The following is a 13,593-nucleotide window of genomic DNA, read 5'->3' as shown; positions in this document are numbered from 1 at the left end:
TATGGCAATAGCTGACACCCCCACCCGAGGCCGCCGCAGCAAGGTGGATTTGCTGCCGGACGATATCCGCAAGCGCCTTGATGCCGGGCTGCGTGATGGCTCGATTCAGCAGATTGATCTGCTGGATGAAATCAATGCCCTTATCAAAGCGGCGGGCTTGCCAGAAGAGCAGCAGCTCAGTCGCGCCGGGCTTAACCGCTATGCCAGCAAGATGGAGGCCGTGGGTAAGTCCCTGCGCGAGATGCGCGAAATCACCCAGGTGTGGACGGCCGAACTTGGCGACAAGCCCACCGGTGAGGTGACCAAACTCATCCTGGAGATGGCCCGTTCACAGCTGTTTAAAGCCCTGTTAAACGAGTCCCAAAGTGGCGAGATCGCAGACGTCGGGATGATTAAGGAAGCGATGCTGGCGGTGCAGCGCCTTGAGTCGGCCGCCATGGCCAGCCATAAGCGCGAGAAAGAGAACCGTGCTGTCTTTGCCCAGGAAGCTGCCGCTGCGGCTGAGAAAGTTGCCAAACGCCAGGGGCTCACCGCCGAAGGGGTGGCGGCCTTTAAACGTGAAATTCTTGGCATTGCCTAACACCTGAGCCGGAGGTCATATGGCTAAAAAAGTGCTGTGTAACATCACCATCAAGGGGCATGAAAAGACCTGGGGCTTTCATACCCATGTTGATCCCAAATACCTCGACGAGTGGCGCGCCGATGGCATTCACATTGAAACCATCGTCTGCATTGTTCCTGTGGCCGTTCAGCGTGCCGGGTTAACCAAAGTTTGGTGCGTTGGCTGGGATCTGGTGTCATTTGCTTTTTTAAAGCCAAGTTGGTGGCGCGAGCGTAGCGGTGAGCTGAAGGCCGCTGTCGCCCATTGGTGGAGTAGCCGCTGATGTCTGCTGTTGCCGCCGTGCCCAATCACGAAGACCTGCTGGGATTTGATCCAGGTGAGGTAATGCTCGGCTATCAGCGCCGCTGGGTCGCCGATCCTGCGCCGCTCAAGATTGCCGAAAAGTCACGCCGTACCGGCCTGACCTGGGCCGAGGCCGCCGATGCGGTGCTTACGGCAGCCAGCAGCCGGGGTGAGGGCGGTACCAATCACTTTTACGTGGGCTCTAACAAGGAAATGGCGCGGGAGTTTATCGATGCCGCCGCCATGTGGGCCAAGGTATTCGATAAGGCTGGCAGCGAGATCAGCGAAGAGGTGTTCATCGATTCTGGGCAGGATGGCAAAGAGATCCTCACCTTCGCCATTTACTTCGCCTCCGGCTTTAAAATTCAGGCACTGTCATCGAATCCTTCAAACCTGCGCGGGATGCAGGGCAATGTCACCATCGATGAAGCCGCCTTTCACGACCGTTTGGCCGAGGTGCTCAAAGCGGCGCTGGCGCTCACCATGTGGGGCGCCAAGGTGCGGCTTATCTCTACCCATAACGGAGTGGAGAACCTATTTAACGAGCTGATTAACGACTCCCGCGCCGGTAAAAAAAGTTACTCGGTGCATCGGATTACCTTGGATGATGCCTGCGCTGAGGGGCTGTATCGGCGTATCTGCCAAATCCGGGGCAAGCCCTGGAGTCAGGCGGCCGAAGATGCCTGGAAAGCAGAGCTGCTTAAATCTACCGCCACCGAAGATGATGCGTTGGAAGAGTATTACTGCGTGCCCAAATCCGGCGGCGGTGCTTATCTTTCCCGGGCGTTAATTGAAGCGCGTATGGCATCAGTCACAGACAGTGGCCCAGTGGTGCGCCTGGCTAAAAAGAATGACTTTGGCGAGTGGCCAGAGAGCCTGCGCGCTGCCGAAGTGCTCAAGTGGTGTGAGGACGAGCTTAAAGGCGTGCTCGATGCGCTCGACCCAAACCGCCCCCATTGCTTTGGCGAGGACTTTGCCCGCTCAGGCGATTTAACCGTGATTAACGTGGGCGAAATTGCCCAGGACCTACACATCACCGCCAAGCTGCAGGTGGAGCTTAAAAACATTCCGTTTCGCCAGCAGGAGCAAATCCTGTACTACATAGTCGATGCTCTGCCACGGCTGCGTGGCGGCGCCATGGATGCACGTGGTAACGGCCAAGCCTTGGCAGAATACGCCCAGGACAAATACGGCAGCGAGGTGATTGCCTCGGTGATGCTGAGCGAAAGCTTCTACCGTGAGCAGATGCCCCGTTTTAAAGCCCACTTTGAAGATGCGTTAATCACCATCCCCCGCGACGATGACACCCGCGCCGACTTGCAGGCGCTTAGCGTAAACCGCCGAGGCACCCCCTGCCTGGGTGAGGTGCGCACCGGCAAGGAGAAAGAGCGCCACGGTGATGCGGCCATCAGTTTGTTTTTGATGGTGTACGCCTCAACGCTGGATGGCGCGCCCATCGAATTTACCCCCATTCCCAAAAGCGACCACCGCAACCAGTTGGCGGGCGCAAACCGAAACAATGACGACGACATCCCGCAGCGAGGTTGCTGGTAATGCAAGAAAGAACATCCAAGATAGTGGACAGCCAGGGCCGCCCCTTTAAAACGAAAGATGCACAGGCGTATCAAACCGACGATGTGCGTCTGGCATCACTGCACCGTACCTTCTCAGAGCACCCATCCAGTGGACTCACGCTAGCCAGGGCCGCCGAGATCCTGATAGCCGCCGAACAGGGCGACATCATCGCCCAGTGTGAGCTGGCCGAAGACATGGAAGAAAAAGATGGCCACCTGTATGCGGAACTGGATAAGCGCAAGCGTGCCCTGATGGGCGTAGATTGGCAAATCCAGCCGCCCCGCAACCCCAGCCAGCAAGAGCGTGATGATGCCGATTATTTGTCAGAGCTGCTCAGTGAAGGCAACTACATGGCCAAGCTTATCAAAGACATGGCCGATGGTATTCATAAGGGGTTTGCCATGCTGGAGCTGAGCTGGCATCGGGAGCTTGGTGAGTGGTTTGTGGAGGCGCCGGAGTATCGCGATCCATCCTGGTTTATGCCTCACCCTGAGCGGCGTAATGAGCTGAGGCTGCGTGATGCTACCGCTGAAGGGGCAGAGTTGTGGCCCTTTGGCTGGATTAGCCACCGGCACCCCGCCAAGAGTGGCTATCTCAGCCGTTCGGGTTTGGTACGCCAACTGGTGTGGCCCTTCATCTTTAAAAATTATTCCATCCGTGACCTGGCGGAGTTTCTAGAAATCTACGGTTTGCCGCTGCGGATTGGTCAGTATCCGGCTGGCGCCAGTGCAGACGAGAAATCGGCGCTGTTGCAGGCGGTAATGAGCATAGGCCACAACGCCGGTGGCATTATGCCCAAGGGCATGGTGATGGATTTTCACAGCGCCGCCAGTGGTCAGGCAGACCCGTTTGAGCTGATGTTCAGCTGGGCCGAAAAGACCATGAGCAAGGTTATCCTGGGCGGTACCTTAACCAGTCAGGCCGATGGCAAGTCATCAACCAATGCCCTGGGTAACGTACACAACGAGGTGCGAGAAGAGCTGCGCGACTCAGACCTGATGTTGATTGCCGAGACCTTGAGCCGCGATCTGGTTATGCCCCTCTATGCCCTCAACTGCAAGGGCTTCCAAAGCCCGCGCCGTTATCCGCGTCTGGTGTTTGATACCACTGAAGCGGAGGACTTTAAGCAGCTGGCCTATCCCCTGCGGGCGTTTGTCAGCATGGGCATGCAAATCCCGCAGCAGTGGCTCCATGACAAGACCCGCATCCCCAAGCCGGTGGACGGTGAGGCGGTGTTGACCATGCCGAAAGAACCGGACGCAGAGCCTGCTGTGGCACTGGCAGCCCTTGCTGCCACCTCTACAGATAAGCCTTTAGCCCAGGACTCTTTAAGTGAGGCCGCTTTAAATGAGGAGCCTTTCACTCAGGATAGTCTGGCACAAATGACCGAGCGCCTGAGCCGCGACGCCGGGGCGCTGATGGCCAGCCTGATGGAGCCCGTGGCCGATGCGGTTTTGAACGCCTCCAGCCTGGAAGAGCTGAGAGACAGCATCACGGAACTTGAGCTGGATGATTCGGCGCTTCGCAGCCAATTGCAAAAGGCCATCGCTGCCGCTTATTTGCTGGGGCAAATTGAAGTGGAAGACGATGCCGAGGAGGCAAGCTGATGCCTGGGGCCGCCGCCAAATACGGCAGCTTGCCCTTTGCCGAGGCCATTGCGGTTTTTCGGCAAAAGCTCAATATGCCCACCGAGAGCTGGCGCGATGTCTGGGGTGAGGCCCACAACCGCGCCTTTATGGTGGCAGGCGCCATGGGTGAAAGCTTGCTGAATGATTTACGTGGCGCTGTGGACGATGCCATTGCCAGAGGCGTTAGCCTGGGCGAGTTTCAAAAGCAGTTCGCCGCGATTGCGGCCAGGCATGGCTGGGACTACACAGGCCCGGAGCCGTGGCGCGCCAGAGTTATCTACGACACCAACATGCGCCAGAGCTATAACGCCGGTCGCGAGGCGCAAATGGAGGCGACCAAGGGGCGCCGCCCTTACGGCATCTATGTGCATGGGGACTCACTGAATCCTCGGGAGCAGCACCTCAAATGGCATTATCTGGTATTGCCGCTGGACGATCCCTGGTGGCAGACACACAGCCCCAGCAATGGCTATGGCTGCAAGTGCAAAAAGTACAGCCTGAGTGCAGCAGAACTGCAGCGTCGGGGGCTGACTGTCTCCAGCTCGCCCGCCATTGAATACCGGGATTACCTGGATAAAGCCACCGGCGAAATAAGGCAAATCCCCAGAGGCATTGATCCCGGCTTTGAATATCGCCCTGGGAATCTGGAAGATGCCAACAAGACATTGCAATCAAGCTTGCAAGCCAAAGCCACCTTCTCCACCAAGCCAAGAGCGGCCACTGAGCCAAGAGTAGCCAAGGCGCCAGCAGCTGCGCCGCGCACCTCTTCACCGAGAATGGTGGATAGCGTGTTTTCATCGGTAAAGGGCGTCGAGGCCAAGGGCTTGTCGCAGCTGCTGGAGCAGTTGGCACCGGAACCCAAAGCGCTGCTGGCCCAGTACATCCAATCGCGTGGTGCCAAAACATTGTTTGTGAAACAAACCGAAATGGGCAGTGGCGTGGCGGGTAACAAGATTGCCGATGAGGTAGCAGCCTATCTTAGTATCGATAAGGCTCAGGCCCGGTATATGTATTACAGCCGCCATGCCAGAAGAACCAATGGCTTTACCGCCAAACACTGGCAACACGTAGTGGTAAAGTCGCCCGCCAGTGCCAGCTTTAAAAAAGTAAAAATGGAAACCTTAGCCACTGCAGCTGCTGACGCATTGCAAGCGGCACAGTTGGGGGCACCGCTCTGGAGTATCTCCACCAGAGCGCAGACTCTGGGCGGAGACAGCGCCCGAGTGTTGGCGACCTGGGCACATGAAATAGGACATCAGGTACATTTTCACGGTGGCGAAACTGCACTGGCAGAGTTTGGCTATGTTTCGCAATATGCTAAAAGTAATAACTATGAAACCTTTGCTGAATGGTTTGCCTGTTTCCTGTTTGCCCCGGATGCCGTTAAGGCTCACAATCCGGTGCTCTATCAGGCAATTGTGCAAACAGTTCAGCATGCCAGTGGTATTCGGGAGCAGAAAAATTAATGATAAAAAGCGATAACACCAAACTTGAGCGTGCCATTGCCATTCTGGACTTACCACTGACATTGGCACTGATTAGGGAATTTAACTATCTGGCTGATACAGCAACGGGTGCAGAGGCAAGAAAAATAGGTGAATTACACGGTGCACTATTTTTAAAAGTGTCTGAAAACCGTGAGTTGTTCGTTGAAGCAATGGAAGAAGGCTTGATCTAATGGCAGGCGCCCGGATTGAAATCAGCACCGAGGGATTTGAGGCTGCGGCGGCCAAGCTTGCGGCCATTGCCGCCAAAGGCGAGAAGCTTGGGCCGCTGATGAATGACATCGGCGAGATGCTGCTCTTTAGTCATCAGGAACGTAACGCCCAGGGAATTGCACCGGATGGCACCCCTTGGGCGCCATTGAGCGCCGCCACCCAGGCGCTGAAACCGCGCCACCAAACCACGCCCTTGCGGCTTAACGATATCCTGTTAAACCAGCTGGCCTATCAGGCCGATGACCAGGGCTTGGAGCTGGGCTCCAACATGGTCTATGCCGCCATGCAGCAGTTTGGCGGCACCACGTCCCCCAAGAGTATGATCCCCGGTAAGGAGATCCCGGCAAGGCCGTTCCTTGGCCTCAGTGACGAAGACGAAGCCAGTGTGCTGGAAATGGTGGCAGGGCATTACCAGTTTGAAGGCTGAAGCCATGGGCGCGATTTTAACGGCTTGAGTCTGCAAAGGTGAGCCGTGGCACATCGAAACAGGGTTTAATGGCTTTCAGGGGGATTTAAACGGGGTGGAAGGTGGATCCTGGTTTGCAATCTCAGTTGGCTTTAAAAAATCTTAACTCAGATTGGTTCTTTAGGTTCGAGATCGGTTAGCTTTGCAAAGCACCACTTAACAAGAACGGAGAATAGGATGATGGGTGAGTTTGCAGAGCTGAACGTATTTGAGTATTTGCGGTTGCAACTAAAGAAAGCTGCCGAGGGAAAGAGACAGCGCTCAGACTATGCGGTAATTCAGCGATTGTTAGAGCGATATTCAGAGCTTGAGTCACACATCAATATCATGTACCAGACACTAACGATTCCTCAGATGAATCGATTAATTGACTTGGTGATTGACGCAGTGGCATTCGGAAATGAGGATGAAGTCGAGGAGGTTAGGAATACTCCAAAAGAATTGAAGGCCATTAATGACAAAATTGCCAGTTTGGCATTTGAACTAGCCGAGCAATTGGATAAGCGAACTCAGTTTCACAATAAAACATCATTCACAAGTAATACTCACTATGCGTTATTCAAACTTATTGAAGATGCAGGGAGTTCAAATTATCTGTTTGAGAGCTTTTTAAAAGAATCGTTGAGAAATACAGTCGGCCCGTATGATCTAAAATATTACCCATCTATTCGTCAAGTAGTCATCCAGCTTGGGGTTGACGCTAAAAATGCCTTAATTGAGACAAGTTCAGAATTAGATCTAATTATCACTAGAACTGAACGCCCATCTAATGCTGATCAAATTAGAGCAATTTTAGAAATTTTGCAATTTTCCCAAAAGAATGATGGCCATTATTCCTATTTTAGAATCCCAGATGAATTTGAAATGTCTAACCAAGCCATTGCCGCTTTTGTAAATGTTGCTTTTGATATTCCATTTGATAAGCTTGTCGACGACATACAAGTAAGAAATGCTAAGCGTAAATATAAACAGCTTTGCACAGAAGACTAAGCCCGAAAACTTCGTGAACCGCTGACCACAGCAACCTGCATAATGGGCACTCAATCACCGAAAAGTGCCCAATTTTTATGTGTCCCGGCGGCCCTATTCACAGAAGTCTACCGATCGCCCTTCGTCAGAGCCGTCACAGACACTGCAGCTTGCAGGCTTTAGTTGTTGAGGTATTTGCTTACGGATTAGTTGAATCCTTTACCTCCACATAACACCACTGCTCGGTGTCTTCTAGGTAGTGGATATCCACGGTCAACGGCTTGGTGTTGCCTTGCGCCAGTCGTTGACTGGCCCGCTCGGCGAACAGCAGCTTAAGATCTTCTCGTTTGTCCACGCAGCCGTAGCTGGGTATGAAGAAATAGCCAACCAGTGTCACCAACATTGCCCCGGGCACGGCCACCATAAATACCCGCTTCCAGCTGAATTTGCGTTCCATCGCTTGCTCCTGCGTTTCCTGAAGGCGCTGCCTATTACTGATCGCTACGTGCCAACTTGCAGCTTGAGCCTAGACCCAAAACCTTGCCTGTGCCAGCCAGATGCGGCAAGCATCCTAAAAATGCCCCTAAAGCGCAAAAGCCACCTGCGCCGCTACCCACATAAGACAAAGCAGGGGTTAACGGCTTTCTGACGGTTTTAAAGGGCATTTAAAGGGGGTTAAGTGACTAGTTTCTTGAAAAGCGGCGCGGATTGAGCAATGTTCACCGTGGGACACTACTGAGAATGCAACATGTGCGGACGCCTCAACGTAATAGACGATCCTCTTTGTATCTGGGTGCAGGATGTGCTGGGGCTTAAGTTTAGCACCCACAGCAACAGCGATCTGCGGCCAACTCAACCCCTTGCCGCTATTCATAAGGCCCTAGGGCAACTGGCACAGCTCGATTGCAGCTGGGGCATCAAGCCGCAGTGGGCCAAGCAGCTCTTAATCAATGCCCAGGCCGAAACTGTGCGGGAAAAGAAGACCTTTGCCAAAGCATTTCGGGAGCACAGAGTGTTGGTGCCATGCTCCGGCTGGTATGAGTGGCGCACAGAGGCTGGCACTAAACATAAGTATGCCTTCAGCCATCCCGCCGGTGAGCCTCTACTGATGGCTGGCATCTATTACCCCAGCTATTATGAGCAAACAGCTCCTCAGCTGGTTCCCCTGACCACGGCCCCGACCCAGCAGTGCGCCGAGTACCACAACCGCATGCCCTTATTGGTACCGCTTGATGCCGTGGGTTATTGGTTTAACAGTGTCTCTGAAAATCTTGATGTGTTGCTGCATTCTCCTTCGCTGCCTTTTCTGATAAATCGAAGTTAATGTTTCATGGGCTTTTATAGCCCGTAAACCTGTTGGATAGCAGTTGTTGTCCACTTCATGAAAGTCGAACTACACTTCTATAACTACTGGGAAACTTGGTTCAGGGAATGCGCGAACGATGATTTTGACTGTAGTGAGATATTCCTATGAATGTAAAACTTAAAATATTTTTTGATGCTTTAAAGTCCACTTATAACAATTGGGAATACCGTGAATTCGGACGAGGTGAGTTTGATGTTGACGCCGTGAATTCTGAAGTTCATTACCGAATTTACTATGATGGTAAGTTGATGATTGCTTTTAAAAGTAATACGGGTGTTGAACCAGAACGTCTGCACGCCAACAGTGAACAATTCCATCAGGTGAATGTGAATGTACAAGACAGCCATTTTAACTTTGCCAGTAAGGATGACGGTTGGTACTTCGAAGGTATGCACCTGGATCATCTTCCTAGCTACTTTGAGGGTATGCTGAATTTTGCGAGAGAAAAGCTAATTTCAGTGGACTAAATTCCTTTCTAACCCGAAACCTTTCCAATCCAGAAGGGTTAGTTTCCCCGACAAAATGGGCACTCAGTTTAGGTTTAATACCGTGAGTGCCCATTTTTTATGTCTACCGCAAAGCGTCAATCACAGCAGCTGCAACTCGCCGCCTTAAGTTCTGCCATTGCCTTTGAGATAGGCAGCGCCGGGGCAACTGGCGACGATGAAGGTTGGGTTCAAGCGCTGCCCGATGGTGCGTTTGCAGCGGTGGATGGCCGCCCCCACGATGTTGCCAGTGGCAAGTGGCTGATGGATAGCATCGCCTTTGCCGCGCTGCAAGCCAACACCCCGCATCAGGCGGGTGATCTGGTGGTGGATTACGAGCACCAGACGCTGAACAAAGAAAAGAACGGCGAACCGGCACCGGCTGCCGGTTGGTTCAGCATCAGGGATGTGGCCTACCGTCCCGGTGAAGGACTGTTCATTAAACCTCGCTTTACCGACAAAGCCCTGGCGTTTCTTGCTGCCAAGGAATACCGCTATTTCTCGCTGGTCTTTGGCTATGACACCGCCACAGGCCGCCCCCAATTTATCCACTCCGGCGCCCTGACCAATCGCCCCGGCGTCGATGGCATGTTGCCCCTGGCTGAGCTTTCGGCGCGGCTTGCAGCCTTGGGCTCAGGACTGCCTGCACGGCTGAATGCCGCTGGCTCAGGGCTGCCTGCACGGCTGGATGCCGAAGGCTCTGGACTGCCGGACTCCTTACCACAAGTTCACCCAACCCCACCCAACACGGAGGAGAAACCCGTGAATGACACCCTGAAAAAACTGCTGGCTAAGCTCGGCGTCTCCCTTGAGGAAGGCACAGAGCTTAACGAAGAGCAGGCAGCTGCAGCCCTGGCTGCACTCTGTGCCCTTGAAGCCCAGGCCGGAGAGGTCGCCGGGCTGCAAACCCAATTGGCGGCGCTCTCTGCCAATCCGCCTGCCATGCCTGTTGGCCAGGTTGACCTGAGCCAGTATGTGCCCATTGCCACGGTCAATGCCCTGCGTGAGCTGCTCACGGCACTGACCGCCGAGAACGGCGCCTTAACGGTGGAGCAAACCGTGAAAGCCGCCATCGATGATGGCCGTGCCTTTGCCTGCGAAAAAGACTACCTGGAAGCCCTGGGTAAGCAGTCGATGGCGGCGCTTTCGGCGAACCTCGATGCCCGCAAGCCGTTGGCCGCATTAACCGCAAAACAGACCACCACGGTGCCCGCTCCCAAAGAGCAGGACACCAAGCTGGCGGCACTGTCTGCTGAAGAAAAACAACTGGCCAACGCCTGGGGCATGTCTGAAGCAGACTTCGCCAAGGCCAAAGCCGCTGACAAGGAGTAACCCTGATGGCTGCGATTAATGCTGCAAGCTTGCAGGCCCTGCGCACCATGGTGCGGGCAGAGTTTCAAAATGCACTGATGAACGTGGAGCCGCTTTACAACAAGGTGGCCAGCGTAGTGCCCAGCAATACCAAGTCCAACACCTATGGCTGGCTGGGTGCGATGCCTTCGTTTCGTGAATGGATTGGTGACCGGGTTATCAACTCCATCAAAGAACACGGCTACACCATCACCAACCGCACCTTTGAAAACACCATCGGCATCGGTCGCGATGATGTTGAAGACGATACCGTGGGTACCTACAAGCCGATGGTCGCCATGCTCGCCCAGGAAGGGGTGGAGTTCCCCGATGAGCTGGTGTTTGGTCTGCTTGCCGCCGGTTTTACCTCACTGTGCTACGACGGTCAGAACTTCTTTGACACCGACCACCCGGTGAATGCCAAGCATGATGGCACCGGCGCCGATGCCTCTGTGGCCAACATGGCTGTTGATGGTGCCTACACCGGCGAACCCTGGTTTGTGCTGGATACCACCCGTCCTTTGCTGCCGCTCATCTTCCAGGAGCGCCGCAAGCTGGATCTGAACACCCTGTTTAACCCTACCGATCCTGCGGTGTGGACCAAGAACGAGTTTCAGTTTGGTGCTGACATGCGCTGTGAGGCCGGTTTTGGTTTCTGGCAGATGGCCTTTGGTAACAAGCGTGCGCTGAACGCTGACAACCTCTGGGACACCATCAAGCAGATGAAGGGCTTCACCCGTGATGGTGGCAAGAAGCTCAAAATCCGCCCCAGTCTGTTGGTGGTACCGGCCAGCCTCGAAGATGTGGCGACCAAGCTGCTGACCCGCGAGCTGATTGATGAAAGCGGCACCTCGGTACAGAACGAGCTTAAGGGCAAGCTTGAGCTGCTGGTGGTACCCGGTCTGTAACCCATGTCTTTGGCTCACAGGGAAGTGAGCCAAAGCCCGGTCTCAGTCTGAGGCCATAAACCCAGAGAGAGAAACATGAAATGGCGAATCCGACTATCTCAAAGCTTGCTGTGCTTATCGCTGTGTGCCTCGCCCATGATGGCTATCGCCGCGCCGGTCTTAGCTTTAAACGGGGCGAAAATAAGCTTGATCCCGAAAGCCTGTCTGAAGACCAGGTTGCCGCCCTGGAGGCCGATCCCCGCATCCTTTTGGAGCTGCGCTCTCCTGACGGTGAGCCCGTACCGCAGTCTGCGCTGGTTTCAGCGCCGGGGAGTCTGGACACAGCAAACGGTGATAAGGCACTGAGCTTTGCCGAGGCCGTGGCAACCCTTGAGCCAGACAACAGGGAGCACTTCACCAGCGGTGGCAAGCCCCAGCTTGAAGTCCTGGGCAAGCTGATGGGTAAAACCCTGACGGCGGCTGAGCGCGATGCGCAGTGGCTGGCCTATCAGGCAGCCGCCGGTAGCGGAGCAACGGCCTGATGTACGCCACCGCCGCCGATATGGTGAGCCGCTTTGGTGAGCAGGATTTGGTGCTGCTTACCGAACGGGAGGACTCCACCCCAGGTGCGATAAACCAGCCGGTGCTGGAGCAGGCTCTGACAGATGCCAGCGCCGAGATAGACAGCTATCTGGCTGGCCGTTATCAGCTGCCACTGGCGCAGGCGCCCGAGGTGCTTATTCGCAGCTGCTGTGATGTGGCCCGTTATCTGCTCCTGGGCGACCGTGCCCCGGAGCAGGTCGAGAAGCGCTATCAGGCGGTGGTCAAGTGGCTGACTCTGGTGAGCAAGGGGGACATCCAGCTCGGGTTGGCATCCGACACTCCCATAGAGCCCAGCGGCCCGGTGGCCGTGATTGAAAGCGCGGGCAGCGTGTTCAGCCGTGCTGGCAGTAAGGGCTTTATCTGAGGGGGGATGTATGTACGTGCTTATCGATGACTACCTGATAGCCGGTGATGCGCTCAAGTCTTTGCTCGCCGATGTGCCCGGGGTGCGCAAGGTCTACGCCCAGAACGAGCTGGGTGATGTGGATGAACGTGCCCAGGTGACCCCGGCGCTTCATGTGCTCTACCAGGGCGACACCCTGCCGGATTCGGCCCAGGGCGGCACCAATGTGCAGGTAAAGCAAACCTGGCTGGTGGTGGTGGCCTGCCGACTGTCACTGCATGAAACCCCCGGCAAGCTGATTGCCGGGGTGCTCAAAGCGGTGGCGGGCAAAACGGCGACGCTTGAAAACCAAACCCTGGGACCGTTCCTGCGGGTACCTGCTGCGGTAAAGCCCAGGTACACCCAGAGCCACGCCTATTTCCCGCTGGCCTTCAGTGTCCAGCTTAAGTTCAACAACAAGTAAGGAGACATCTTATGTCTGGATTGTTAGTCGCGGGCAACTTCTTCGTTGACCGACTCAATGCCCTTGGGCAATCAACCGGGGTTGTTGGTCCTATCAACACTACCAAACTGGCCATTAAAACCGATGCCGACGAAAAGGTGCGCGGCAGCCGTAAGAAAGAGAGCTATGGCCAGGCGCTGAGCGTGGTGAAAATCGCCAAGCCGGTGGAAGTGGAGTGGACCTTTGACGACGTTCCTGCCGACCTGTTGGCCATGGCGCTGATGGGTGATGCCACTGTGGTGAATACCGGTTCGGGCAACCTCACAGATGAGCCCTTTACCTTGCCGGATAACCAGCGCTGGCTGGAGCTGGGGCAGCGTAATTTTGCCAAAGCGGCCTTTGTGGTCAAGAAAGACGCCGCCACCCTGACGTTGGGCACCGACTACGAGGTCAACTATGCCCTGGGCCTTATCCGCGCCCTCAAAGGTGGAGCGGTTGCGTCAGGCGGCGCCATTACCGTTACCGCCCAGCACAACGCTATCAGCGGTACCCTGATTAAGGGCGGTATCAAGGCGCAAACCCGGGCGCGGATCTTCGGTGAGGGTACCAACCTGGAAACCGGTAAGCCGATTTCGCTGGATATCTTCGATGCCTCACTGGCCTCGACCCAGGCAATCGACTTTGCCGCTGCTGAGTTTGTGTCAGGCACCCTTGCGGGTAAGGCGCAGCTTAAAACCGGTAAAGACTCGCCCTTTGAGTATATGGAGCTGGACGCCTAACGGCACCACCACAACAAGGCTCCAAACCGCTGTTTGGAGCCTTTAATCCCTCATTAACACCCAATTAAATACAGGATT

17 protein-coding genes are annotated in these 13,593 nt (G+C 55.0%); 16 read left to right on the top strand and 1 reads right to left on the bottom strand.

The genetic code is table 11. From position 1 onward, the window contains the following. The first annotated feature begins 1 nt into the window (after position 1). The 8 genes from MJ923_RS14845 to MJ923_RS14810 all read left to right on the top strand — a co-directional run bounded on the left by MJ923_RS14845 (position 2) and on the right by MJ923_RS14810 (position 7,281). Positions 2–580, top strand: a complete 579-nt coding sequence (locus MJ923_RS14845; RefSeq protein ID WP_240591768.1) for a DUF3486 family protein — start codon at positions 2–4, stop codon at positions 578–580. A 19-nt stretch (positions 581–599) separates the two neighbouring features. Then, a complete protein-coding gene (locus MJ923_RS14840; RefSeq protein ID WP_240591767.1) occupies positions 600–884 on the top strand; it encodes a hypothetical protein in 285 nt (94 codons plus the stop codon). Next, positions 884–2,458, top strand: a complete 1,575-nt coding sequence (locus tag MJ923_RS14835) for a terminase family protein (protein WP_240591766.1) — start codon at positions 884–886, stop codon at positions 2,456–2,458. Before MJ923_RS14840 ends, MJ923_RS14835 begins: the two co-directional genes overlap by 1 nt. After that, positions 2,458–4,086, top strand: coding sequence for a DUF935 domain-containing protein (locus MJ923_RS14830; protein ID WP_240591765.1), 1,629 nt, complete (start codon positions 2,458–2,460; stop codon positions 4,084–4,086). Before MJ923_RS14835 ends, MJ923_RS14830 begins: the two co-directional genes overlap by 1 nt. Further along, positions 4,086–5,573 (top strand): phage minor head protein, encoded by a 1,488-nt coding sequence (locus MJ923_RS14825; RefSeq protein WP_240591764.1) that lies wholly within the window; start codon positions 4,086–4,088, stop codon positions 5,571–5,573. The genes MJ923_RS14830 and MJ923_RS14825 overlap by 1 nt, the downstream gene beginning before the upstream one ends. Continuing rightward, positions 5,573–5,785 (top strand): hypothetical protein, encoded by a 213-nt coding sequence (locus MJ923_RS14820; protein ID WP_240591763.1) that lies wholly within the window; start codon positions 5,573–5,575, stop codon positions 5,783–5,785. The genes MJ923_RS14825 and MJ923_RS14820 overlap by 1 nt, the downstream gene beginning before the upstream one ends. Further along, on the top strand, positions 5,785–6,252 hold the full coding sequence (locus MJ923_RS14815; protein ID WP_240591762.1) for a phage virion morphogenesis protein: 468 nt from the start codon (positions 5,785–5,787) through the stop codon (positions 6,250–6,252). The genes MJ923_RS14820 and MJ923_RS14815 overlap by 1 nt, the downstream gene beginning before the upstream one ends. A 216-nt stretch (positions 6,253–6,468) precedes the next feature. Continuing rightward, on the top strand, positions 6,469–7,281 hold the full coding sequence (locus tag MJ923_RS14810) for a hypothetical protein (RefSeq protein WP_240591761.1): 813 nt from the start codon (positions 6,469–6,471) through the stop codon (positions 7,279–7,281). Between the two features lie 178 nt (positions 7,282–7,459). Here the strand turns inward: MJ923_RS14810 and MJ923_RS14805 are convergent, their stop codons facing one another. Further along, positions 7,460–7,717 carry a hypothetical protein gene (locus tag MJ923_RS14805; RefSeq protein WP_240591760.1) on the bottom strand — a complete coding sequence of 86 codons (258 nt, stop codon included), beginning with the start codon at positions 7,715–7,717 and terminating at the stop codon, positions 7,460–7,462. Between the two features lie 291 nt (positions 7,718–8,008). Between MJ923_RS14805 and MJ923_RS14800 the strand changes: the two genes are divergently transcribed. The 8 genes from MJ923_RS14800 (at position 8,009) to MJ923_RS14765 (ending at position 13,515) form a co-directional block, all read left to right on the top strand. Next, positions 8,009–8,584, top strand: a complete 576-nt coding sequence (locus MJ923_RS14800; protein WP_240591759.1) for an SOS response-associated peptidase — start codon at positions 8,009–8,011, stop codon at positions 8,582–8,584. A 146-nt stretch (positions 8,585–8,730) separates the two neighbouring features. Continuing rightward, positions 8,731–9,093, top strand: a complete 363-nt coding sequence (locus tag MJ923_RS14795; protein WP_240591758.1) for a hypothetical protein — start codon at positions 8,731–8,733, stop codon at positions 9,091–9,093. A 99-nt stretch (positions 9,094–9,192) separates the two neighbouring features. Next, complete coding sequence (locus MJ923_RS14790; protein WP_240591757.1) at positions 9,193–10,443, top strand: phage protease; 1,251 nt, start codon at positions 9,193–9,195, stop codon at positions 10,441–10,443. Positions 10,444–10,448: 5 nt separating this feature from the next. Beyond that, positions 10,449–11,369 (top strand): Mu-like prophage major head subunit gpT family protein, encoded by a 921-nt coding sequence (locus MJ923_RS14785; RefSeq protein ID WP_240591756.1) that lies wholly within the window; start codon positions 10,449–10,451, stop codon positions 11,367–11,369. A gap of 80 nt (positions 11,370–11,449) precedes the next feature. Further along, positions 11,450–11,890 (top strand): HI1506-related protein, encoded by a 441-nt coding sequence (locus tag MJ923_RS14780; protein WP_240591755.1) that lies wholly within the window; start codon positions 11,450–11,452, stop codon positions 11,888–11,890. Continuing rightward, positions 11,890–12,315 carry a gp436 family protein gene (locus tag MJ923_RS14775; protein WP_240591754.1) on the top strand — a complete coding sequence of 142 codons (426 nt, stop codon included), beginning with the start codon at positions 11,890–11,892 and terminating at the stop codon, positions 12,313–12,315. The genes MJ923_RS14780 and MJ923_RS14775 overlap by 1 nt, the downstream gene beginning before the upstream one ends. Positions 12,316–12,325: 10 nt before the next feature. After that, positions 12,326–12,757, top strand: a complete 432-nt coding sequence (locus MJ923_RS14770) for a phage tail terminator protein (RefSeq protein WP_240591753.1) — start codon at positions 12,326–12,328, stop codon at positions 12,755–12,757. 11 nt (positions 12,758–12,768) lie between these two features. Continuing rightward, entirely contained in the window at positions 12,769–13,515 is a 747-nt protein-coding gene (locus MJ923_RS14765; RefSeq protein WP_240591752.1) for a phage tail tube protein, read from the top strand. Positions 13,516–13,593 lie beyond the last annotated feature (78 nt).

Source organism: Shewanella zhuhaiensis (assembly GCF_022484835.1).
Lineage (GTDB): Bacteria > Pseudomonadota > Gammaproteobacteria > Enterobacterales > Shewanellaceae > Shewanella > Shewanella khirikhana.
Note: the sequence above shows the minus strand (reverse complement) of the source record. Positions and strands in the feature narration are given on the sequence as shown.